18 protein-coding genes and 3 pseudogenes are annotated in these 24,294 nt (G+C 55.8%); 14 read left to right on the top strand and 7 right to left on the bottom strand.

The window, feature by feature from the left end; all coding sequences use genetic code 11:
- Positions 1-446: 446 nt before the first annotated feature.
- Complete coding sequence (locus AX768_RS34555; protein WP_062003163.1) at positions 447-677, bottom strand: Rha family transcriptional regulator; 231 nt, start codon at positions 675-677, stop codon at positions 447-449.
- A gap of 1,305 nt (positions 678-1,982) precedes the next feature.
- Between AX768_RS34555 and AX768_RS27175 the strand changes: the two genes are divergently transcribed.
- From AX768_RS27175 to AX768_RS27135, 10 genes are all read left to right on the top strand, one after another.
- Positions 1,983-2,528, top strand: a complete 546-nt coding sequence (locus AX768_RS27175; RefSeq protein WP_062003162.1) for a hypothetical protein — start codon at positions 1,983-1,985, stop codon at positions 2,526-2,528.
- Positions 2,529-2,583: 55 nt separating this feature from the next.
- A complete protein-coding gene (locus AX768_RS27170) occupies positions 2,584-2,799 on the top strand; it encodes a hypothetical protein (RefSeq protein WP_062003161.1) in 216 nt (71 codons plus the stop codon).
- The gene (locus AX768_RS34550; RefSeq protein WP_062003160.1) at positions 2,796-3,329 is read left to right on the top strand and encodes an HK97 family phage prohead protease; all 534 of its coding nucleotides are present in this window, start codon (positions 2,796-2,798) and stop codon (positions 3,327-3,329) included. Before AX768_RS27170 ends, AX768_RS34550 begins: the two co-directional genes overlap by 4 nt.
- 59 nt (positions 3,330-3,388) lie before the next feature.
- The gene (locus AX768_RS27160) at positions 3,389-3,724 is read left to right on the top strand and encodes a hypothetical protein (RefSeq protein WP_155524351.1); all 336 of its coding nucleotides are present in this window, start codon (positions 3,389-3,391) and stop codon (positions 3,722-3,724) included.
- The gene (locus tag AX768_RS33040) at positions 3,721-4,176 is read left to right on the top strand and encodes a hypothetical protein (protein ID WP_155524350.1); all 456 of its coding nucleotides are present in this window, start codon (positions 3,721-3,723) and stop codon (positions 4,174-4,176) included. The genes AX768_RS27160 and AX768_RS33040 overlap by 4 nt, the downstream gene beginning before the upstream one ends.
- Entirely contained in the window at positions 4,176-4,697 is a 522-nt protein-coding gene (locus tag AX768_RS27155) for a hypothetical protein (protein ID WP_062003158.1), read from the top strand. Before AX768_RS33040 ends, AX768_RS27155 begins: the two co-directional genes overlap by 1 nt.
- Positions 4,687-6,273, top strand: a complete 1,587-nt coding sequence (locus tag AX768_RS27150; RefSeq protein ID WP_082779107.1) for a terminase TerL endonuclease subunit — start codon at positions 4,687-4,689, stop codon at positions 6,271-6,273. The genes AX768_RS27155 and AX768_RS27150 overlap by 11 nt, the downstream gene beginning before the upstream one ends.
- 10 nt (positions 6,274-6,283) lie before the next feature.
- Entirely contained in the window at positions 6,284-6,715 is a 432-nt protein-coding gene (locus AX768_RS33035; protein WP_155524349.1) for a hypothetical protein, read from the top strand.
- A gap of 2,063 nt (positions 6,716-8,778) precedes the next feature.
- A complete protein-coding gene (locus AX768_RS27140; RefSeq protein WP_062003155.1) occupies positions 8,779-9,039 on the top strand; it encodes a helix-turn-helix domain-containing protein in 261 nt (86 codons plus the stop codon).
- A gap of 10 nt (positions 9,040-9,049) precedes the next feature.
- Positions 9,050-9,706: a hypothetical protein gene (locus tag AX768_RS27135; RefSeq protein WP_062003154.1), complete on the top strand. Its 657-nt coding sequence runs from the start codon at positions 9,050-9,052 to the stop codon at positions 9,704-9,706.
- A gap of 156 nt (positions 9,707-9,862) precedes the next feature.
- Here the strand turns inward: AX768_RS27135 and AX768_RS27130 are convergent, their stop codons facing one another.
- From AX768_RS27130 to AX768_RS27120, 3 genes and pseudogenes are all read right to left on the bottom strand, one after another.
- Positions 9,863-11,236: a site-specific integrase gene (locus tag AX768_RS27130; protein ID WP_062003153.1), complete on the bottom strand. Its 1,374-nt coding sequence runs from the start codon at positions 11,234-11,236 to the stop codon at positions 9,863-9,865.
- A gap of 160 nt (positions 11,237-11,396) precedes the next feature.
- A pseudogene (locus AX768_RS27125) lies at positions 11,397-13,352 on the bottom strand (molybdopterin-dependent oxidoreductase); the annotation flags it as partial.
- Positions 13,348-13,935 (bottom strand): annotated as a pseudogene (locus AX768_RS27120) (MFS transporter); the annotation flags it as partial. The pseudogenes AX768_RS27125 and AX768_RS27120, both read right to left, overlap by 5 nt.
- Before the next feature lie 232 nt (positions 13,936-14,167).
- Between AX768_RS27120 and AX768_RS27115 the strand changes: the two are divergent.
- On the top strand, positions 14,168-16,723 hold the full coding sequence (locus AX768_RS27115) for an adenosylcobalamin-dependent ribonucleoside-diphosphate reductase (protein ID WP_062003152.1): 2,556 nt from the start codon (positions 14,168-14,170) through the stop codon (positions 16,721-16,723).
- 61 nt (positions 16,724-16,784) lie between these two features.
- Here AX768_RS27115 and AX768_RS34165 read toward each other — a convergent pair whose 3' ends face one another.
- The 3 genes and pseudogenes from AX768_RS34165 to AX768_RS27105 form a co-directional block, all read right to left on the bottom strand.
- The gene (locus AX768_RS34165; RefSeq protein WP_256927611.1) at positions 16,785-16,913 is read right to left on the bottom strand and encodes a hypothetical protein; all 129 of its coding nucleotides are present in this window, start codon (positions 16,911-16,913) and stop codon (positions 16,785-16,787) included.
- Positions 16,914-16,961: 48 nt separating this feature from the next.
- Entirely contained in the window at positions 16,962-17,315 is a 354-nt protein-coding gene (locus tag AX768_RS27110) for a DUF4148 domain-containing protein (protein WP_062003151.1), read from the bottom strand.
- Positions 17,316-17,754: 439 nt separating this feature from the next.
- Positions 17,755-18,684, bottom strand: a pseudogene (locus AX768_RS27105) (LysR family transcriptional regulator); the annotation flags it as partial.
- A 207-nt stretch (positions 18,685-18,891) separates the two neighbouring features.
- Between AX768_RS27105 and AX768_RS27100 the strand changes: the two are divergent.
- The 3 genes from AX768_RS27100 (at position 18,892) to AX768_RS27090 (ending at position 24,292) form a co-directional block, all read left to right on the top strand.
- Positions 18,892-19,755, top strand: a complete 864-nt coding sequence (locus tag AX768_RS27100) for an alpha/beta hydrolase (RefSeq protein ID WP_082779105.1) — start codon at positions 18,892-18,894, stop codon at positions 19,753-19,755.
- 39 nt (positions 19,756-19,794) lie between these two features.
- Positions 19,795-20,979: an efflux RND transporter periplasmic adaptor subunit gene (locus tag AX768_RS27095; protein ID WP_062003149.1), complete on the top strand. Its 1,185-nt coding sequence runs from the start codon at positions 19,795-19,797 to the stop codon at positions 20,977-20,979.
- A 118-nt stretch (positions 20,980-21,097) separates the two neighbouring features.
- Positions 21,098-24,292 carry an efflux RND transporter permease subunit gene (locus tag AX768_RS27090; protein WP_062003148.1) on the top strand — a complete coding sequence of 1,065 codons (3,195 nt, stop codon included), beginning with the start codon at positions 21,098-21,100 and terminating at the stop codon, positions 24,290-24,292.
- Positions 24,293-24,294 lie beyond the last annotated feature (2 nt).

Genomic DNA, 24,294 nt, shown 5'->3' with positions numbered 1-24,294 from the left:
ACTAACGAGTAGGACTACCGATGAGACTGTTACGAGTAGTGATGTAGAAACAATGTCTAGCCGTGAGATTGCCGTGTTGGTCGAGAAGCGGCACGATAACGTAAAGCGGGTTATCGAGATGCTTGCAGAGAGGCGGGTTATTACACTCCCTCAAATTGAGGAAGTCTCCAATTCTGGCCTTGGACCTAAGCCGGTAATGGAGTACAGGCTAGGCAAGCGTGACAGTTACGTAAGCGCACGATTGAGCGTCTAGTGGATCGCCGGGTAATTATCCAACCGCCATTGGTGGACGAACAAGTTATCGACACTATTGTAGAACCCGCGCTGCGGGATGTACCTTTTACTGACTCGCTGGTAGCGCGTGGAGTTATTACTTCTCCCGCGTTGCGGGAAAAGCCCACTTCTGGTAGGCCTCTCATAGAGTATCTGGTAACAAAGCGGGACAGTTATGTAGTCGTCGCGCAGCTTTCCCCGGAGACTAAAATCATGCACTCGCGTTTCGGGAGGTTGTAGGTAAGGAATTCACGCATCGCACCGCTTCCTATCGCAATTGGGACCATCCGGCGGAAACCCGCCGATTGGTCTACCTCGCCCATTTGCTCAAACATCCTGACGATATCGCCTACAACTTTAGGGTGCGCCTTACCCGTGCGCTCCGCAATCTCCCGGCTGCTCATGGTCGGAACGCCCTGCCCGTTAGCAGGCTGGGGACCTGAAACCCTTACCCAGTATGGCTTTGCGGGCCGTTTTTGGGTAGCACGATGAGATTAAGATAAGAGAGAAAGAAAATTCTTATTCGCAGTAGGCTTAGGCTAGTAGTTTTAGTACCTGCCCCACAATGCGAAATTATCTAGAGCTAGGAGATAGACGATCCCGCTACCCGGATAAACTCTAGCTACTACTAGGCTAGTTCACATTATGGTATGTTCCCCACGTATTGGGGAGACCGACAACACACTATCCTCCCGAATGGCTGCATCTCCCGAAATGATGCCGACGCCCTGAGACGCCGCACTAGGGTTATCACCTACTAAACCACCTTACTATATCAATTTCCGCAACAATAGCCGTTTTCGCGCTACTTAGTACGAGTCCACAAATAGACTACTAAATATCTCCTATTATCAACGCCTTACGCGCAACTTTTCGGATGGTGGTATGCTGTGTGGGTATTGAGATAAGACGGTTGCCCTCCACCCGTTGATTGTGTTGTTTGATGTAATGGTAATAGTCCCCCGCAGTACCCCAAATCCCCAGAGCTTCACGCCGCGCACTGACCCTAACCGGGCCGGGTGCATTCCTATTTGTCTACAAACCAATTGAGAATTATCTACCATGATTAATCACAACGTACCCGAAGTACCTTACTCAGAGGACCGAGTTATTAGCACACGCGTTAATCCCGAATTCCATCGGCAACTCCGTCAAGTAGCTACCGAGATGGATTGCTCTGTAGCTGCTGTTATTAAATTGTCCGTCGAACACTTCATTGCTAAGGCTAACCACTAATGACCGTAGGCGTTCAATGCTTCGATCAAGCGGGAAATATGCTTGTTGATATCACTTCGCGTCTAGGTCGCTTTGCAGGTTCCGTTAGTCTTATCGACACTTCAAGTGGTTCCGCAACCGTTCCAGTACCGGGGACGATATGGTACGCATTCCAGCCCTCGGGAATATGGGGCCTTCCTACGATGGATTGCTTGCGGCCTAACTTTAGTGTCTCCGGTGCTACCGTTAGCTGGACTTACCCCGCAGCAGCTACTAAGCAGCCCTACATAGTTCTGGGCACCCTATTTTACGGGGTCTATTAACGCACAAGAGTAGTACCAGTAGGCCCGTTCATCTCTGATCCCGGATAGGCCGCTAGCAGTATCGATCACATAAGCAAGTTCATCGCTAGACCAGCCGAGCTTGACGATATAAACATCACGGTCATTGTTGATGCCGGGAATTTTCCCTGCCAGCAGTAATAAGGAATCCAAATGTTCAATTTTAACAAAAAGTCAGAAGTCGTAATTACGCCTATCACCGCTAGCTCGAAGCTTACCCTCGCCGATGTAATGTCTGCTGTGTCGGTAGCTCCTCCGCATCCGCCTGTGGTTTATCACTATACCGAGGATGCCGGTCAATTCCCCCCGTCCGACTTGACGCGCCGCGCGGCTATCTGGCAAGAGCGTAACGCTGCAGCATTGGCGTACGAGGGCGATAGTGTGGAGACGATTACGGCTGAATTGAACGCCATTAGCGACGCGATCAAAGTACAGAATTCGACCATCGGACGCCTGCGTGCGGAGCTTATCGCTGCGACTGGCGGGCATGCGGCTGTACTGGCTGCTGCGGCTGCACACATCGACCTGGTATTCGATCCCGCACTGGTCACGGGGCAGAATGTGGCTACGAACGAGATTGGCCGCCTGATGACACAGCAGGCGTGTGTACGGGGCCGGCTGGTTATGGCTACAGCGCATGAGACCGCAAAGGGCGAGCTTGTCGCCACTCTTAACGCGCTGCTTGGTGGCCTTAAGTAATTGGCTGTACGTATAAACTTCGCGTCCGTCGCAACTAAACAATAAGGAATACACAATGATTGATTATAAAGAGCTAGGACAGTCGTATCGGTACTCGATGACTTCGGAGCAGCGTAAAGCTGCAATCGCTGGTATCACGAAACAGACGCTAAATCATAAGGCTACGTTCTCTGTCGTGGTCGGCCCTAAGTACGCACAGAAAGCCTTGTATCTCACGCCTGAGCAATTTGCGGAATTCAATGTTGGCTTTAGCCGGACTGATACACAATGAGCGCACGGAACATTGCGGGTTACGCTAGTACGTCAGATTTGGACCGCACTGGCGATACCGTTGATGTGAGCGGAGCTACGTTTAAGCTACCTTTGCCTCTACTGCTGCAGCACGATCACAAGCAGGTCGTCGGGACAGTAACTAGCATGCAGTTAGTAGGGAATAAGCTACTGGCTAACGCTACGTTGCTTCCCGCTGGCGTAGATGCCCTCGCGGATAACACGTGGAGTAAGTTGCAGGCTAAGGCGCTTAGTTCTTTCAGCGTGGGATTTATGCCTATCGACGGACATAAGATTGATACGGGCATGCACTATAGCAAGATAGAGATTCATGAATTGTCGGTTGTGAGTGTTCCTGCCAACTCAGGGGCACAGATCATTGCGGTAGCGAGTGAGGCGAAGTCGTTGCCAGTAGCTACTACCGGTATCCCGAAGGACGCTAAGCCTACGTATAACTTTACGAAGGACCCTGCGGCTAAGCCACGCGAAAAGCTGGTACTGTCGTATCGGCGATGGGCGCATCCTGTTTAAGTAACAACGAACTCAATGCCGGGGATTGTCTCCGGCGAAACTAGTAAGGAATACATAGAATGAACGATACGAATACGAACCGTCTCCCGCTGCGTGACAATGAAACTTCTGCGGTGCTTTACTTTTCCCCGCAAGGATACGCACGGGTACGCAATATGGGTTTCCTGCATAAGCGTTCAATGTGCAACATGGCTCGACTTTTGGTAGCTACTATTCTGCGCGAGGAACAGCCAAAGTTTAAGGACGCTGAATATAGCGCGTTCGATATGACTTGGAAGCTGGCGATTACGTTGGAGACTAAGTCACTGAATCGGCTGATTGCCCGTGCTGAGAATCGGGGCGTTCCCGTCGAGTGCCTTGGCGAGTTTATCTCCAACTACACGGTGCAATCGTGAGCCGGGCTAGTCTGGTTCGCCATGCAAAGGCGCGGCACATTCCGCTTGTCGTGACCAAAGGGAAGGTCTCGTACCCTAAGTCGATTGATGATCTGCGCATTGAGCTAATGGAAAGTTTCTACGGGCCTAACCTTGGGGTTATCAAGGGTACGGCTCCTGATATCGATGCACGGATTGATTGGGCTGCAAAGACGCATGATGGTAAGTGCGGGCCTGATCTACTTAGAAGCCAGCTATGTATTCTCCTCGCTAACAAGGATCGGGCTGAGGCTAAGCGATTATCCGAAGAACGAGTAAAGGATAGTGCGGCTATTTCAGCTTTGTTAAATAGTGCTCGCCAATATTTAGTGTTGGCTAATGTCGCGCTTAACCTGCATGGGATAGCTGTAGGCTTGCGTGGTTATCCGCCGGTAGACTATCGCCCTTCGCCATTCACACTAGAGGATATCTAATGAACCTGTTCGATATCTTTCGAAACAAAGAATTCTCACTCCGCACTCTACACAATGACCTGTGCTATCTATCCTTTGATTCCGCACCGTCTCTCCGAGATATGGCTAGTGCTGTCTTTGGTAGGGACGCCATGAATTGGGCTAATTCCCAGACCGAGTACATGGATGGCGAACCGGAGTCGGAGGCGCTTATGTGGGCGGGGTTACTTGCGACACACAAGGCGCTCACTATCCTCTCGGAAGCCAAGTATGCATTCGTTCCTTTGAAGCCCTCAGAGAGAATACCTGCGTGGAATGGGCCTAGTGATGTGGGGCGATTAGCCGTAGCGAGGGCCGCACAGTTGCAGTTAGCTATCGACGTATTCCACGAAGTCACGCAGGAGATTATGAGCAAGTATCCCGATGATGTAAAAGTGAAAACTTACTTCCTCACCTTGGCTAAGGATGTACCGAAACAGGAAACTCCTGGGGCTAGATCAAAGGTAGCAGCTATCGGCAAGGCAAACGATAATGCCCGGTAAGTCAACAAGGGGGCAACGTAACATAGACTGGTTAGAGCGGCACTGTGTTGTTCCTAGCGGACCCCGTGCAGTAGTGGGGAAGCCTCTAAGGTTCGCTCCGTTCCAAAGGAAATTCCTACTAGACATTTTCGACAATCCGCACGGGACTAGTCGGGCTTATCTTAGCGTGGGACGAAAGGCAGGCAAGACGTTAGTTGCTGCGTGTGTAGTCTTACTCTACTTGTGCGGCCCGGAAGCTACCCGTAATAGCCAGATAGTCTCAGGTGCGAATAGTAAGGATCAGGCGGGACACATATACACGGCGTTGTCTAAGATGGTGGCAATGTCTCCCGCGCTAAGGTCTCGCGTTCAGTGTACCGAGCATACGAAGACTGCTAAGTGTGCGGGTACGGGTAGCGTTTATATGCCTCTAGCTGCTGACGGAAAGACAGCTATGGGATTGTCCCCAGTGCTGGTTATCCTAGATGAGATTGGGCAGATTGAGGAGGCAGATAGCCTGTTCGTGGATTCCCTCACGACCTCACAGCTTGCCTTTGGTAGCGAAGCATTGCTCATTGCTATCAGTACGCAGGCCCCCCTCGATTCCAGTCTGTTCTCTCTCTGGCTAGATGACGCTGCTAAGGGCGAGGACCCTACGGTAGTCAGTCATCTTTATGCGGCCCCCGAGGAGGCGGAGCTAGATGATCCTGCAGCTTTGATTGCAGCTAACCCAGGCATTGGTCATTACACGGACCTCGATACTCTCATGCGGTCTGCGAAGGCTGCGAAGCGTGGGCTTAACTCGAATGGGTTTCGTAACCTTAACCTGAATATGCGGGTGGATACCTCGGACCCGTGGATGCCCGTTTCTGTATGGGCGGAAACCTTCGGGGAGCTAGTGCCGTGGAAGGAATGCCAGTACGTTACCGGGGGGCTTGACCTGAGCGAGTCCGTGGACATTACCGCGTTCGTATTGGCGGGCGTTAGGCCGGATGGAACTTGGCAGGTACGGAGCTATGCATGGAAGCCCGCCGAGACGCTACAGGCCCATGCCGACCGCGACAAGAGGCCGTATGCGGAATGGGTACGGGATGGAAAGCTTCGTACTACTCCGGGACGGACCATTGACCCGGATCAGGTAGCCAAGGAGATTCATGCTATTTGCAAGGCTGCAGGTGTCGGTCGGGCGTTCTATGACCCTGCCTATTACGGGCGGTTTAAACGCGCGTGGGATGAGTTGCCGGAGTCTGGCGTGGAGTGGGAAGCCCTTAAGCAAACAATTGTGTACCTCACTGAGCCGACTAAGGCCCTGCGGGACGCACTCGTAGCAGGAACCTGTGTTCACTCCGACGACGATGTAGTTTTGACTATGTGCGTCCTCAATGCTAAGTCATACGAGGATATTAACCTGAACACTCGTCTTATTAAAAAGAAGGCGATGGGCCGAATTGATGCTGCTGCGGCTGCAGTTAATGCGGTATCGGGATTGGTTAATTACGTTAGCCCGCCCAGCTTTAATATCTGGTTCACAAACTCCGGACTTGCCGATACAGCTAACGCCCGTGCAATTATGCGGGAATTCAATCCCTTTCTCTAATGGCGATATAATGACCGAAATTATTAAGAAGCGAAGGACTCGTGCAGAAATTGCACTGGCTAAATTACCACAATGCCCAAGTGGATTATCTGGGAAGGCATATTCATTCTGGCCGATGGTAGTTAATTGTCGATTACTAGAGGACTGGACGCAATTAGATTTAGAAGTGGCGGGTAGATTATGTGAGGCGCTGGCGATGCATAAATCGGCAGTACAGAGTTTGGCAGGCCAGTCCCTTATTATCGAGACTGTAAAGAATCGCGTTACCGTATCTGCTCCCAATCCGCTAATTGCTATTGTCTCCAGTATGGCTAACGATATTCGATCTTATTATAGAGCGCTCAGTTTAAAGAGTCCTCTTATGCCGAGTAGGCTTGCGGATAGAGCAGCTAATGCGAAAGAGGTATTCGAGGACTGTGCAGACTTTCCCGTTTATAATTAATGGCGACTAATCCCGAAAGTAGATGGTATCGGGATGGTCCTAACCCGTATGACCATCACTGGCAAAAGTTTAGGGCTAACGCTATTCAATGTACTCCCTTGTGCGTAGTCTGCATGATGCAAAACCGGACTGTTCCTACTGTCGTATTCGATCACGGGATACGGGCTAAGGGGAATTCCGTGTTATTCGGGAGTAATTCTACGTGGTTTAACATGCTCGAAGGTTCGGATAAGGATAACTTTCTTATCCCCTTGTGCGTAAATTGCCATGCCACTAAGACCGGTAGTGAGAAGAAAGGATTCATCTGTAGGCCGGATGGAACCGCATTACCGGGAAGGAATTCTAGTAAATACGACCTGCTAGAGTTTGGATACGATAATCGCGGTCTCCCAATAGATATGAGGGCTGTGGTCCGTTACCTCCACACAATCTACCGTGCCGAAGTGGGCTGGGGCGTCAGCACAGGCCCGCTGCTGGCTTAGGCGAGTATTCCCGCTAGTTGGGTAGGTCTCCGACGATTCAAGCCCGTCTATGGCGTTTCTGGCCCATTTTCCATACAAGCCACTAGAACAACACGGAACTGTCGATTCGGAGCCGATGAAGCCTATGTTTATCACTACCCCCCGTCATTAGGTTAGTTCTATCAGGCCAACTTTGTAAACTTTACATTGATGCGCACAGTTTGAGTGCATGATTGAATGGTTTACATCTCATGATAGTAACGATGTAGATAATGCATTGATTGCTATTTATCTTATTCTCTTTCTTTGTCTCGCTGAGTGACGACACGATAGACCACACATACATACAGTACATAGGCCATGTGTATAGCACGAGGCATGCGCTTAGCAGGCCGAGTATATCTACTGTGATAGGGTGCTGTGTATAACAGGCCTATGTATGTACTGTATTAGGCCCATTGTATTAACCGCTCTATATCTATCACGTTATAAATAACAATTCACATTTAAGGATTAACTATGCTTGAGGCTAAGTTGGAGCTACGTACTAAGCGTACCCATAGCAACAGTGGTTATCGTATTAGACGAAAGTGTACTGCTGTGTCAGGCCAGGTATCAGTAGCTATAGAGCAAATACGCTCTAGTGGTTATTCATTCTTATCTATCAAGACCAACGATAAGGATGTTACAGTTATCCGATATAAAGATAGCAGTAATGAGATTAACGAGTTAGTAATTAATCCATAAGGAATAGCCGACTTGATTAACCTGGCTGTACGTAATCCATGCCTACGAATATCCGCATTCAAAGAGCATGATAATCATGTGGTAGATAGATGGTTTCATCTTAATCCGGTTAATTCTAAATATCATGAGATTGATAATCGACCAGATGTATATGATATCGATGGGCTGTATATAGATGATGTGGAATACGAAGATGACTAGACGTAGACCAGGCCACGGTAAGATATGTCCGGTGAGTGCGAACTATAATTTACATTGGGACCGGCTTATTCGGGCCAATGGTAAGTTTAACGATGTATCCTTAGGCCGTGCTGTAATCTTATATGCGCCAGAATATTCAGGTGTGCCTAGTCTTACGAGGAGCTATATCCACAAGGATGAGCATGAAACTGTAGTCAATCATGAAATGAGTTTCGAAGAAGCTGGCCTGATATTGCAGATGGAGGATTATAGAACTCGTGAAACTCCTCTAAAGATTTATAGCCCGCGTATCTATCGGAAAATTGCTGATATCGCACTATCGGGTGCGAGGGCGCGTCTGGTACGTGCGCGGCGAGCCAGGCATACCCACATGGCGGTTTCTTACGCTCGTTCCCGTAGGTGGTTTCCCACGTCCGAAGATGACTTACTGTTCCCTTACTAACCGTGCGTGGCCCGAGAAATACACGTTTTATTTGGGGTTCTCTAAGGGGAAAACACAAGATATAGTGGTCTGAGGCGTCAATGACACTAGATATAGTAGGTCGGAACAATTTTTTCCCATAGGCCCGTAAAGCACGACCCTTACCCAGCAAGGCTTTGCGCCTAATTAGGGCAGCATCATTTTCCTTCGTTGTATCATTTGGAGACACACACATGAGACTCAAGCCCAGCAAGAGATTCCGCTCGGTTGAACAGGCGGTTCAATACCGCATGGAGCTATACCTTGACGAGCTAGACGGAGCGCCGCCCGTGGACGTACACGCAATGGTGGTCTCGGCTATTGAGAAGCCGCTAATCAAATTGATGCTCCAGCATGCCGGAGGCAACAAGTCATTGGCCGCACAGTACCTTGGCATGGGTCGCCAAACGCTGTACGCAAAGATGACACAGCACAAGATTGAGTACCCCACTTAAAAGGAGTCACATGGTCCTCGACACCGAAGAACGAATTTTGGATTTTTCTACGCCCGCTACTACGATGGTTTCTGTCGTATGCCAGAACCCTTCCCTCGGCGCACTGAGTGCTGAAGAGTTATCCAGTATCGTGGCAGGTAAGATGAAATGCGATGTGGATAAGGTTAAGCTAAACGGGGCCGTTAAGGTTGCCGACCAGAAACGAGTATATGAAATTCTATCTAGCTGGGGATATTCTGCGGTATGGAAGACACTAAAGGATGTACGTGACCTAGTAATTAATTATGTGCCGAAATATCCTACTCCCGTTTGGATTGAGCACGATTGCATTATTGTGGACGGAGAGACGCATAAGTTTGTTTTTAACCGTACCGATATAACGGCGGAGCATAATCACTACTTGGGTATTAGCGTAGACGGTAAGGCCGTTACCTTGGGCGTGCTACTGAACGCACTAGATATTTCAGGGACGTTCTCCAAGTTGTCTAACGCCGCATATTATCGTGCCACCCAAGAGGCCCGTGAGTATCGAGACGCTCTACGGGAACAGGCCGAGGAGGTTTATGCTCCCCTCAAGGCCGTGCAGTGGGTGGAGGCCTGCAAGCAATACTTGACTGAGGCTCAAGCACGAGTTGCCGAATTTGCAGCAGCAGGCGCTTACGCTTAACGAACTAGGTGCCCCGTGCCATCCTGTCCGCTACCGTGTCACCGGTAACGTTACCGGTGACCCTATTTCTACCCTGGAAATTGGCGTTACCCCAATCCTGCGCACTCGCCACAATCGCGGCCTGCTGCCCTTCAAGTGGCAACGTTGCCACTTGACCTATCCCGGTAACTTAACTCCCGGTAGCTTGTATTTAGCCATAGCCTCTACGAGCGGCCTAAGTGGATGAAATGCTCCGCCGTAGTCTCCCGCTGCGTCTCCCTCGCTGTGGCCTTGTATCGCGTCCCTGACGCCCTTATCAATCCCGTGCTCCCGGCAGATATCTTTGAACAGGTGGCGGAATGAATGGAAAGACTTCTTGTTGTCGATAGCTGGACAGTGTGCGCGGAGATACTTCGGGAACCAGCTAGAGAACTTGGACGTTTCGCGTCCGAACTTATCCGGGACCATAGCGGGGAACAGCCGTGCTCCTTTCTGGCTGGCTACGTACTTCAAGAATCCTAAATCTAACAGTGCCTTGTGGATGGGTATCCGCCTATGAGACGCCGTGTTCTTGATACCCTGACCTTCTCCCTCGTCGGTGACGTAGATAACGGGTACGGTTCTCTCGATCCCCTTACCATCTCGATAAGTCTCCTCACGAATATCACCGGGGGATAGCTGGCCTAGTTCCTCAAGGCGTGCCCCCGTAAATAGTCCGAGCAGCGGTAGCCAGTAAGCAGCCTCGCCACATCCGGGAATAGGTCGGAGTCCTTGCGAATACACAGGACTGGCGAAGATAAGGTTAAGGTCCGCATGGCTAAATGGAGGCTTAGCTACGCCGCGTCTAGCCTTACCCTCAGTCTTGATGCCTTTAGCGGGATTGCCTATCGTAGGATCAACCCCGAACAGTGCGCTGAGTAGCGATAGCTGCTTTCTTATCGTGGCAGGAGCTAATCCCATATCAGCAAGCGACTTCTGAAAATCCAACACATGCTGTCGTGTGTAGGACCGTGCTGGATGCTTGCCCGCCACCTCGTGGAACCGAGATATAACCATATGCATGCTGGCTACCGTAGACGAGTCTGGCCGTCTAGCTTTCTGCCATACCGGAAGTATCCCTATTAGACCCGTGGAGGGCTTGCTAGGCGATTCGGCTACATGGGTAGCGGGTACGTGTGTTGGAGGCGGCTGTACGGGCTGTCCTGCGGTCCTGTTCGTGATGCGGCGTACTACCTCCTCGATATCGGCTAGTCGCTGCTCGCGTTCAGCCTTTGCAGCCACGTATCTATCGTGCTCCTGCTCCTCGCTCTCTGTCGGGTGTGCAAGCGCATACGCGCTGTCCTCCATTGCATCCGCTTCCTGCTGAGAGAAGGCAGGCCACTGCGCCCCGGTCTGAGGGGTGTGTCCAGTTTTGGATATACCCGCACGTAGGCCGTCGAATAGCTCATTGAATTCCACGTCTATCTGACTCTTACGCTTAGCTGCTTCCCGTGGATCACCTGTGCCTAGCGCCTTCTGGAATTCCTTCTTTCCACCATATGCCTCGATCAAATCGGCAGGTACGCGCCTACGGTAATGGTACCGTCCACCCCTTCGAATAACATGCTCCACGATAATCTCCTGTGCTACAACCACGCGGAACATTTTCTTCCGGAAACCCATACAGGGCATGGAATCTAGTGTACACTTGGCTTGTCGTGTGGGCAACAAAGAAGAGGGCGTTCTGCGTGCCGAGCAAATACTTCAGGAAATACTCGTGCCCCTTGCCCGAACTGCCCAGGATGTTCGAGCGCCAGACGAACATGTTGCGCGGGAAGTTGACGGGGTTGTCCGGGTCGTCGCAGGAGAACTGCAGCTTGCCTGACTTCAGGCGGTCCACCACGTAATCCACGGGCTTCATGCCGGCGTGGACGGCCGCGTCAGTGAGGTCGAGCGGGTTTGCACCGAGTTGCGGTGCGCTCGGCAACCAGCCCATGCGCTCGGACTTCGCGTTGAGATCGAGCATGGAGAGGTGCGAATACTTGCCGATGTTCGCGGTCGGCGCGAGGACTTCACTCAGGCCCACTTTCTCGTGACGCCACTGACTCGTGTGGTTGTAGAAGAACGACGTGCCGTTCATCTGGCGCGGCGGCTTCGACCAGTCGAGCGCGAATGCGAGCGGCGCCCAGCCGAACTGCGGACGCAGCTTTTCCTGGCCTACGTAGTGCGCCCAGCCGCCGCCGCTCTTGCCCACGCAACCGCACATCATCAGGAGGTTGATGATGCCGCGATAAATCATGTCGTTGTGATACCAGTGATTGAGCGCCGCGCCCACGATCACCATGCTCTTGCCCTGGGTCTGATGGGCGTTGGTCGCGAATTCACGCGCCACCTGGATCACGAGGTTGCGCGGGACGGTGGTGTGCTTTTCCTGCCATGCCGGCGTGTAGGGGACGTCGTCGTCGTAGCTCGTTGCGACGTTCGGGCCGCCAAGGCCCTGGTCCACGCCGTAGTTCGCCATCTGCAGATCGAACACGGTCGCAACGAGCGCACGCGTGCCATCGGCGAGGGTGACGCGCTTTGCCGGCACGCGCCGGCTCAGCAGCGCGTCGTGCTCGCTGCCGAAATAGGGGAAGCCGACTTCGACGACTTCGTCGTGCGCGTCGATCATGGAAAGACGCGGGTCGATGGCGCGACCGCTGCCGCCGTCCTTCAGTTCGAGGTTCCAGCGGCCGACCTTCTCGCCGTCGTTGTGCGACGCCTCGTTCCAGCGAAAACCGATCGTGCCGTTGGGCGCGACAATCTCGCCGCTGCCGGCGTCCAGCACGAGCGTCTTCCATTGCGCGTTGTTGGCTTCGTCTAGGTTATCGGCGAGATGCGATGCGCGCAGGAAGTGATCGGGGACCAGGGTTGCGCCGTTATCGCGCAACAGCACGAGCATCGGCATGTCGGTGTATTGCTTCACGTAGTCGCGGAAATACGCGGACTGGTTCGACGCGTTGGCCGCGTGAAATTCCTTCAGCACGACGTGGCCCATTGCCATTGCCAACGCTGCGTCGGTGCCTTGCGTCGGCGCGAGCCAGATATCGCCGAACTTGACCATCTCGCCGAAATCCGACGATACCGCCACGGTCTTCGTGCCCTTGTAGCGGACTTCGGAATAGAAGTGCGCGTCAGGCGTACGGGTTTGAGGAATGTTCGATCCCCACACCATCAGGTAGGTCGAGTTGTACCAGTCGGCTGATTCCGGCACGTCGGTCTGCTCGCCCCACACCTGCGGCGAAGCCGGCGGCAGATCGCAATACCAGTCGTAGAACGAGAGGCAGACGCCGCCGATCAGGCTGAGATAACGTGAACCGGCGGCGTATGACACCATCGACATTGCCGGGATTGGCGAGAAGCCGATCACGCGATCCGGCCCGAACTTGCCGATGGTGAACGCATTCGCCGCCGCGATCATTTCGTTGGCGGTATTCCAGTCGGCGCGCACGAAGCCGCCGAGTCCGCGCACGCTCTTGTAGCGTTTCGACTTGACGGGGTCCTGACTGATCGATGCCCATGCCGCGACCGGGTCCATGCTCTTGCGTGCTTCGCGCCACATGTCCATAAGACGGCCGCGGATCATCGGGTACTTCACGCGCTGCGCGGAATACACGTACCAGCTATACGATGCACCCCGCGGACATCCAGAACACCACGGCTGTCACCAGCATTGCAATGGCGTAGACCTTCGGCACGATCATCCACGTGCCGAAGCTCACGATCAGCACCGGCGCGACGAATTTGGTCAACGCAGCGCCGCTGTTGCCGGCGCCGAAGATGCCCATTGCGAGGCCCTGGCGGTCTTTGGGGAACCAGCGCGCCACGTAGGGCGTGCCGATCGAAAAACAGGCGCCTGCGAGCCCGATCAGAAGTCCCAGCGAAATGAATTGCCAGAACTGCGTGGCATGGGTGAGCAGCCAGATGGGAATGACGGTGGCGAGCATCGTCAGGAAAAAGACGATGCGGCCACCGAAGCGGTCCGTGCAGATACCGAGCGGCACGCGTGCAAGCGATCCCGACAAAACCGGCGTTGCGGCGATCAGGCCGAATTCGGTGTCGGAGAGGCCGAGCTGCGTTTTCAGCGGAATGCCGAGAATCGCGAACATCATCCAGATCGCGAAGCAGATGGTGAAAGCGAAAGTGCTCGACCACAGGACGCGCCAGGCGCGCGGATCGGCTGCCGCCAAAGCTGACGGAGTAGTCGCGGAAGTCTTGCGTGAGGCCGTCATGGTGCGTGCCTGTCGATTAAGTTTGCGTTGTAGTGGGAATCGACTGCAAGATTAGGAATTGCGCGGCGTGCCGCCCATTCGCCGATGGGATGACGCGACTTCATGTCGCTTCTCCGGCGGGACTACTTCGAAAGGAGTAAATCTGTGCCAAACCCAAATGGGACGGACCCGGGACGGACCCGACGCCGCAACTTCGCGACTACGCACCACCCGCTGGACATGAGGACAGGACATGGCTGAAGACGATTTGAAGCTGACGGTTTCACCGCAGCAGTTTTCCATCGACGTAATGCTGGAAAAGTACGCAAAGGGCGATGAAACCCGGATCGACGATATCTACCGGCGGGTCGCGCGAGGCGTGTCGCTCGCGGAACCCGAGGCGCTTCGCAAGCAGGCCGAGACGGCGTTTTTCGAGAATTTCCAGCGCGGCGCGCTGGGCGCCGGGCGCATCATGAGCGCGGCAGGGACGGGAATCCAGGCAACGCTCATCAACTGCTTCGTGCAGCCGGTGGGCGACGCGATTCAGGGCATCGACGAAAACGGCTTGCCGGGCATTTACGTGGCGTTGCTGCAGGCCGCCGAAACCATGCGGCGCGGCGGCGGCGTGGGTTACAACTTTTCCGCCATCAGGCCGAAAGGGGCGCGCGTGCACTCGACGGGTTCATCGGCGTCGGGTCCGTGCAGTTATATGGATGTATTCGATGCATCGTGCAGGACCGTGGAAAGCGCGGGCTCGCGACGCGGCGCGCAGATGGGCATTCTCGACTGCACGCACCCCGACTTGCTGGAGTTCATTGCGGCGAAGCATGTGAAGGGGCGCTGGAACAACTTCAATGTATCGGTCGCGGTGACCGACGAGTTCATGCAGGCCGTGTCCGACGACGCGTCGTGGCAGCTCGTGCATCGCGCGGAACCGTCGCCCGCGTTCAAGGCTTCCGCCGACTCACATCAGCGTGACGACGGTTTGTGGGTGTACCGCGAGGTGCAGGCGCGTGAAGTGTGGGACACGATCATGCGTTCGACTTATGACGTGGCGGAGCCCGGCGTGGTCTTCATGTCGCGCATGAACGACGACAACAACCTGCGCGCCGTGGAAACGATTCGTGCGACAAATCCGTGTGGCGAGCAGCCTTTGCCCGCGTATGGATGCTGCAATCTCGGGCCGCTGAACCTGACGCGTTTCGTGCGCGATCCGTTCGCGCAGCGGCATGGCGGCACGCCGGTCTTCGACTGGGATGCGCTTGCCAGGAGCACACGCACGCAGGTTCGTTTTCTCGATGACGTGCTCGACGTGACGCTCTGGCCGCTGCCGGAACAGGACAAGGAAGCGCAGGACAAGCGGCGCATCGGCGTTGGTTTTACAGGACTCGGCGATACGCTCGTGATGCTCGGTGTTCGCTACAACTCGAAAGAGGGACGCGAATTCGCGACGCGCGTGGCGCGGACGATGCGCGATGAGGCCTATCGTGCATCGGTTGATCTCGCGCGTGAGCGCGGCGCGTTTGCGCTCTTCAATGCAGAAAAGTACCTTGAAACAGGCACTTTTGCGTCACGTCTTCCCGATGACCTCAAGGATGAAATCCGCCGCGACGGCATCCGCAACAGCCATCTGCTTTCCATTGCGCCGACGGGGACCGTGAGCCTTGCGTTCGCGGACAACGCGTCCAACGGAATCGAACCCGCGTTCTCGTGGAGCTATACCCGCACGAAGCGCATGGCCGATGGCAGCAGGCAATCGTTCGCGGTCGAGGATCATGCGTACCGGTTGTATCGTGAGCTTGGAGGCGATGTGAAGGCGCTGCCCGACTACTTCGTCAGCGCGCTCGACATGTCCGCGCACGATCATCTGGAGATGATGGCGGCGGTTCAGCCGTTCGTGGATACATCGATTTCGAAGACTGTCAATGTCCCCGCCGATTATCCCTTCGATGCCTTCAAGGATCTCTACTTCGATGCGTGGCGTCGCGGGCTGAAAGGGCTCGCCACTTACAGGCCCAATGAAACCCTTGGCGCGGTACTCTCAGTCACCCCCGAGACGCCGGCGGTCGTTGCTTCCGATCCATCCGATGCAGCCGACTCGGAGGTGCAACTCGATCCGTTGCGCATTGCCATCGATCACCGGCCGCGCGGTGAATTGCCGGCGATCATCGAAAAAGTGGAGTACCTCACGCAAGCGGGCAAGAAGTCGCTATACGTGGCGGTGTCCTTCATGGAGATCACGGGGCGGCTTGGCGGTGAAGATGTCACCATCGAGCGGCCTATCGAGTTCTTCATTCCAACGGGTCAGCGCGATGAATCGCAGCAGTGGATCACGGCGACCATGCGCTCGTTGTCGCTTGCTGCGCGTGGCGGGTTTGTCGCACGCAACCTGCAGGACATGCGCAAGGTGTCATGGGATCGCGGCCAAGTGCGTCTGGGCGATGTAGAACATCTCGATGGACACAGGTCACCGCGCTGGCACGATTCCGAAGTCGCGGCGCTCGCGTATGCGATCCAGCAGATTTTGCATCGGCGCGGATTTCTCGATGTCGAAGGCGGACAAGTACCGTCGCGCTTGCTTGCTCAACGCCGCAAGGACTCGGCGCAGGCCACGCAGGACGTGCCCGTTTCCGCTGGTGACGACAACGACATCACGACCGTTGTAGAAGAGAACGCGGATGCTGCCAACCCTCACGCGTTGCTGCCGATCCCGGGCCGTAAATGCCCGACATGCGGCGCCAACGCGATGATTCGCAAGGACGGCTGTGACTTCTGTACTGCGTGCGGTGAAGTAGGGGCTTGCGGATAACGCCGGCCTGGTCTTTTATTGACCGCGGACTTCGTGAGTCCGCGGTCAATGCCTTCCACCCTCAACCTTCCACCTCTGCAGCAACTTCTTCCCGGGCAACCTGAGGCCTGAACGGCTTCCACAACGGCTGCGCTTCGGGCAACCAGTCATCGAGTGCGGAGAAGTCTTCCAGCGGTGCTAGATCATCCATGATCGGCTCCTGTGTGTTCAAAGCACATTCAATGCACATTCAAGGCGATTACTGGATTTGTGCCTTGCCGCTTTGCGTGACCGACCCGTTGGCAAATTCGACTATCGAACGATTGCGTTCTTCTGCGAGCGCCGCGTCACGAGCGCGTTGATCGTGCTGAGCGGCGATGGCAATACCTGCCATGCTGCGATCCGGATACGTGTTCCGGTTCAATGCGGGCAGTGTTCCGTTTGCATAAGAAGCGGCGAGTTCGGCGCGGACCTGTTCGCGGGTCATCGTGCTTTGCGACGTAGTTGCGGTTTGATAGGTTCCGGCGCGCCCGATGCCGCCATCGGCAAAGGCGGTCGTTGCAACGAGTGCGGATACGGCGGAAAGCGAGAGCGCTGCGACTGCGGTTTTCACGGTGATGCTCCTGTCGGTTCAAGCGAAGGCATGAATCAGATCGATGCCATTCGAATAGATGCACGGGCAGTCAGCGGCAAATGTGATGTGCCGCACTGCGACAGGACGAAATGTAGTCAACCGCGACTGCGGGATAAATGATGCTTAGGCGAATTGATTAATCACGAGATCCGAACAATCGCAAAGCGCCTTATTCCAAGGGGTTTTGGAGAAAAGCTATCGGTGCGATAGGGGCTTAAGCCCTTACACTGAGGATGGTTGAAAGTGCTGAATTGAATTGCCGACCGGCGCGACGTTGCAAAAGAAAGGGGTTTATTCGCCGTAAAAGCCCGCGAATAAACCCCTTCAATAAGCGCTCTTAAACGACCACTTCAGCGGTTCCAGCAACATCCGGTGTTCCGTGCTTGACGATAACCGAACGCGGTGTCGCTGTCGGCAAGCAGCGCTCTTCCGCATCTTCCTGACCGGACAACAACGGGCAACGCTCGAACAGTTCGGCGGCCCAGTCGACGAACACGCGCACTTTGGGCGACAAGTGCCGGTTATGGGGATACACGACCGAAATAGGCATGGGCAACGGCTTCCATTGCGGCAGCACTTCGACCAGCTCACCCGAACGCAGGTACGGCAGCGCCATGAATCGTGCGATCTGCACGAGCCCGACGCCCTTCACGCCGCAAGCCAGATAAGCCTCTGCATCGTTCACCGCGATGGCGCCACGCATCTTCACATCGACGGATTTCCCATTGATGACGAAATCCATATCCATCACGCGGCCGGTACGGCTGGAAAAATAATTCACCGCCGTGTGCTGCTGCAATTCCTCGATGGTATGCGGCACGCCATGCAGTTCAAGATAATCCGGGCTCGCCGCGGTCAGCCCTTGAAAAACGCCAATCCTTCTTGCAACAAGACTAGAATCCTGCAAAGTCCCCACGCGAATCACGCAGTCCACGCCTTCCTGAATCAGGTCGACCGGTTTGTCGCCGAATCCGATCATCAGCTCGATATCCGGATAACGCGTATGGAATTCACATAATTGGGGCATGACGATCATTCGTCCGATCGACCCCGGCATATCGATCCGCAATTTGCCGCGCGGACCTTTTCCTGTATTGGCGAATGAACTCTCGGTTTCTTCAATGTCCGCGAGGATCCGCACGCAGCGCTCATAGTAGGCAGCACCGTCGGGCGTGAGGTTCAAGCGTCGTGTCGTACGTTGCAGAAGACGCACGTTAAGAAACGCTTCAAGGTTTTGAATAATCGTCGTTACCGAGGCGCGAGGCATATCCAGCGTGTCTGCAGCGCGCGAAAAACTATTGGTATCGACAACTCTTGTAAACACCTGCATAGCTTGTAGCCGGTCCATTTTTCTCTCACCGTCAAATCTTTGCAGCGCATGGAATAAAGCCGCTGCGAGGATGTTGTAGGAATGGGCAGTGTCAAATTGATCGTGATTGTTCAGCGCGACCGAATTGTGTTGCCGGATTATAGGCATTTATTTCGAAAGACGTAGACCTCAGAATTCGTCCCATCGCAATCAAGGTGGGATGGCGCGGACGCGCTGAAAATAACCATGGCATCGACGCTGGATCTGGGCCTCTGCATAGAGGATGTTCGAATCGCGGGACATGCGCAACCCATAACCTTGCGCAGTTATCGCCCCGCATCGGACGGCACCGTCCTGCCGGTCGTGCTTTATTTTCATGGCGGCGGGTTTGTTCGCGGCACGCTCGACGACGCGGATATCGCAGCGACGACCATTTCCCGCGATACACCCGCTTGGGTCGTCTCGGTCGGTTATTCGCTCGCGCCGGCCTTTCCTTTTCCGGCGGCGCCCGAAGACGCATACCGCGCGGCGCAGTGGGTGGTGGCGAATGCTCGCGCACAAGGGGCCGATGCAAACCGTATTGGTGTGGCGGGACACGATGCAGGCGGCAACTTAGCCACCTGTCTTGCGGCGATTGCCCGGGACCGCGGTGACATTGCAATCCATGCGCAAGCGTTGCTCGCGCCCTTGCTGGACCCGAGCATGACGCGCATGGCCGACGAGAACAAGGTGCTGTCGCCGGACATCTGCGCGTCCGAGTGCGCGCAGTGTTACCGGGCGTATCTGCCCAATGCTTCGCAACGGCTTCATCCGTATGCAGCGCCGCTGGAATCGAGGCGTCTTGCAGGACTGCCGCCGGCATTGATCGCGAGCGCCCAGCATGACCTGTTGCATATCGAGGCCGAGAAATACGCCGGCGAACTGATCGCGGCGGGCGTGCCGACTGAAGTGACGCGCCACGTCGACGCATCGCATTACGGGCTGGTCACGGATCCCTCCGCGCTCGCCGACGTGGTCGCGTTCTTCAGGAAGCGGCTGCGGGATAGGACCGACCATGCGCAGCGGCCAGGGCACACGCGCGCCAAGCCGAAGACGCATGCAGCACACTAAAAATTTAAAACAATCTCAACGACTTTATTGGAGCATCGCATGTCCATCACTCGCAAACGAATTACCGTCGCGCTAGGGGCGACGCTGGTCGTGGCAGGCATCGGCACATACACTGCCATGCACGGTTTCGGCCTGCCGGTCAACAACGCCGAGGCCGCGGTCCAGGCCGCGCCGCCCGCAACGGAAGTGGATGTCGCCACCGTGGTCTCGAAGACCATCACCGACTACCAGAACTATTCGGGGCGCCTCGAAGCCGTCGATAAAGTCGATATCCGCCCGCTCGTTCCCGGCACGATCGTAGCCGTGCATTTCACCGACGGCGCGCTGGTCAAGAAGGGCGATCCGCTCTTCACGATCGACCCGCGTCCGTACGTGGCGGCGGTCGACCAGGCAGCGGCGCAACTTGCGGCGGCTCAGGCGCGCAACGGTTATACATCGACCGATGCGGCGCGCGCCGAGCGTTTGCTCACGGACAATGCGATCGCCAAACGCGATTACGACGAGAAGCAGAACGCCGCGCATGAGGCGGCGGCCAACCTGAAGGCGGCGCAAGCGGCGCTCGAAACCGCGAAGATCAACCTGACGTACACGCATATCGTGGCGCCTGTGTCGGGTCGCGTATCGCGTGCGGAAATGACGGTGGGCAATATTGTTTCCACCGGTTCCAGCGCGCCGTTGCTGACCACTTTGGTGTCGGTCTCGCCCATCTACGCATCGTTTGATGTCGATGAACAAACCTACCTGCGTTATCTGAGCCGCGACTCACGCTCAAGCGTGCCGGTTTCGCTCGGCCTTGCAAATGAAGATGGTTTCTCGCGCGAAGGCAAGGTGGCATCGGTCGATAACCAACTGGATACCGGCTCGGGCACTATCCGCGTGCGTGCCCGTTTCGACAACAACGACGGTTCCCTGCTGCCGGGGCTCTATGCCCGCATCAAGGTCGGCGGCGGGACGCCGCATCTGGCAGTGCTGATCGAAGATGCCGCTATCGGTACGGACCAGGACAAGAAATTCGTCATGGTCGTCGATAAAGACAGCCGCGTTCAATACCGTGAAGTCACGCTCGGCACCCAGAGCGATGGTTTGCGCGTGATCGTGAAGGGCTTGCAGCCGGGCGAACGGATCGTGGTGAACGGTCTGCAGCGCGTGCGTCCGAACGATGTCGTGAAACCCAACGCGGTAGCAATGGCGAGTGCGTCGCCGGCAACAAAACAAGCTTCATAAGACGCGCTTTATAGCCGCTTAACGGTGGCTCCTGGTGTGCGTGACAGCGGCGAGTTCCGGTACGGGACACGCTGCGGGAAACGCGCGCGCAGCCTCTCATGCTTATAAAGAAATCGTCATGAACATTTCCAAGTTTTTCATCGACCGCCCGATCTTTGCGGGCGTGCTGTCGGTGCTCATCCTGCTGGCGGGTGTCATCGCCATGTTCAAGCTGCCGATCTCCGAGTATCCGGAAGTCGTGCCGCCGTCCGTGGTCGTCCATGCGCAATATCCGGGCGCAAACCCAAAGGTGATTGCTGAAACGGTGGCGTCGCCATTGGAAGAGCAGATCAACGGCGTGGAAGACATGCTGTACATGCAGTCGCAGGCGAACAGCGACGGCAACCTGAACATCACGGTGACGTTCAAGCTCGGCACGGACCCGGACAAGGCACAGCAACTGGTGCAGAACCGCGTGTCGCAAGCGTTGCCGCGTTTGCCGGAAGACGTGACGCGTCTTGGCGTGACGACGATCAAGTCGTCGCCGACGCTCACCATGGTGGTTCACCTGAACTCGCCGAATAACCGTTACGACATGACGTATCTGCGCAACTACGCGCTGATCAACGTGAAGGACCGGCTGGAGCGGATTCAGGGTGTGGGGCAGGTTCAGCTCTGGGGCTCGGGCGATTATTCGATGCGCATCTGGCTCGATCCGCAGAAAGTCGCGCAACGCGGCATGACGGCGACCGATGTGGTGAACGCGATTCGCGAGCAGAACGTGCAGGTGGCGGCTGGTGTGATCGGTTCATCGCCGACCTTGCCGAACGTGCCGTTGCAGTTGAACGTGAACGCACAGGGGCGCTTGCAGACCGAACAGGAATTCCGCGACATCGTGCTGAAGACTTCGCCTGACGGCGCCGTCACGTACCTGCATGACGTGGCGCGCGTTGAACTGGCGGCATCGGAATATGGACTGCGCTCGTTGCTCGACAACAAGACCGCGGTCGCGATGGCGATCAACCAGCAGCCGGGCGCGAATTCGCTGCAGATCTCCGACACGGTCCGCAAGACGATGAAGGAACTGCAGGCGGACATGCCCGCGGGCGTGGAATACCAGATCGTGTATGACCCGACGCAGTTCGTGCGCTCGAGTATCGACGCGGTGATCCACACGCTGGCCGAAGCCATTGCGCTGGTCGTGCTGGTGGTGATCGTGTTCCTGCAGACGTGGCGCGCATCGATCATTCCGTTGTTGGCCGTTCCCGTTTCGATCATCGGTACGTTCTCGTTGTTGCTCGCGTTTGGATTCTCGATCAACGCGTTGTCACTCTTCGGGATGGTGCTTGCCATCGGGATCGTGGTGGACGATGCGATCGTGGTGGTGGAGAACGTCGAGCGCAATATCGAGGCCGGCTTGTCGGCGCGGGAGGCGACCTACCAGGCAATGCGAGAGGTGAGCGGGCCAATCGTCGCGATTGCGCTGACGCTGACCGCCGTGTTCGTGCCGCTCGCTTTCATGTCGGGCCTGACAGGTCAGTTCTACAAGCAGTTTGCGATGACCATCGCCATCTCGACGGTGATCTCCGCGTTCAACTCGCTGACCTTGTCGCCGGCGCTCGCAGCAATGTTGCTGAAGGGCCACGACGAACCGAAGGACTGGCTCACGCGCGGCATGGATCGCGTGTTCGGCGGATTCTTCCGGCAGTTCAACAAGGTCTTCAAACGCGGTTCGGAGAAATACGGCAAGGGCGTGACGGGTGTCATCAACCGCAAGGCCGTGATGGTCGGCATTTACGTCGTGCTGCTGGCAGGCGCGGTGATGATGGGCAAGGTTGTGCCGGGCGGCTTCGTGCCCGCGCAGGACAAGGAGTACCTGATCAGCTTTGCGCAACTGCCCAACGGTGCATCGCTGGATCGTACCGAAGCGGTGATCCGCCAGATGACGGATATCGCGCGCAAGACGCCGGGCGTGCAAAGCGCGGTGGAGTTTCCAGGTTTGTCGGTGAATGGCTTCACCAACTCGTCGAGCGCCGGTGTTGTGTTCGTAACGCTCAAGCCATTCGACGAACGCAAGGGCCGCGCGCTGTCAGCCGGTGCAATCGCGGGTTCCCTGAATCAGCAGTACGCCGTGATCAAGGGGTCGTTCATTGCCGTGTTTCCGCCGCCTCCGGTTCTGGGTCTCGGAACGCTGGGTGGTTTCAAGCTGCAACTGGAAGACCGTGGTGCCCTGGGTTATGCCGCGTTGAACGACGCCACGCAGGCGTTCATCAAACGCGCATCGCAGTCGCCTGAACTCGGCCCGACGTTCTCGAGCTATCAGATCAACGTGCCGCAATTGAACGTGGATCTGGACCGGGTAAAGGCAAAGCAACTGGGCGTGTCCGTCACCGATGTTTTCAGCACGATGCAGGTGTATCTCGGCTCGTTGTACGTGAACGACTTCAACCGCTTCGGCCGTGTGTATCAGGTGCGGGTGCAGGCGGATGCGCCGTTCCGCGCGAACACGGAAGACATCGGCTTGCTGAAGACGCGCAATGCGAACGGCGAAATGGTGCCGCTCTCGTCGCTCGTGAAGGTGACGCCGACTTACGGTCCGGAAATGGTGGTGCGCTACAACGGCTATACCTCAGCCGACATCAACGGTGGGCCGGCTCCGGGTTATTCGTCCGGTCAGGCGCAAGCCGCAGTGGAACGCATCGCAGCCGAAACGCTGCCGCGCGGCATCAAGTTCGAATGGACCGACCTGACGTATCAGCAGATCCTCGCGGGCAATGCAGCGTTGTGGGTGTTCCCGATCAGCGTGCTGCTGGTGTTCCTGGTGCTGGCTGCGCTCTATGAAAGCCTGACGCTGCCGCTCGCCGTGATCCTGATCGTGCCCATGAGCATTCTCTCGGCGCTGGTCGGTGTATGGCTCACAGGTGGCGACAACAACATCTTCACGCAGATTGGCTTGATGGTGCTAGTGGGCTTGTCGGCGAAGAACGCCATTTTGATTGTCGAGTTTGCGCGTGAGCTGGAGATGCAGGGACGCTCCATTGTGGAAGCCGCGATTGAAGCAAGCCGTCTGCGTCTGCGTCCGATCCTGATGACGTCGATTGCTTTCATCATGGGCGTGGTGCCGCTGGTGATTTCGTCGGGCGCCGGTTCCGAAATGCGTCATGCGATGGGCGTGGCGGTGTTCTTCGGCATGCTCGGTGTGACCTTGTTCGGCCTGATGCTTACGCCGGTGTTTTATGTGCTGTTGAGAAAGCTGGCTGGCGGCGAGCATCTCGTCGACAAGCACGGCCACAATCCGCACATGCGCGGTGTCAATGCTTCGCTCGAAGCATGAGA

This window comes from Burkholderia sp. PAMC 28687, assembly GCF_001577465.1.
Classification (GTDB): domain Bacteria; phylum Pseudomonadota; class Gammaproteobacteria; order Burkholderiales; family Burkholderiaceae; genus Caballeronia.
The sequence above is the reverse complement of the archived record's forward strand: the minus strand, read 5'-3'. Positions and strand labels throughout refer to the sequence as shown.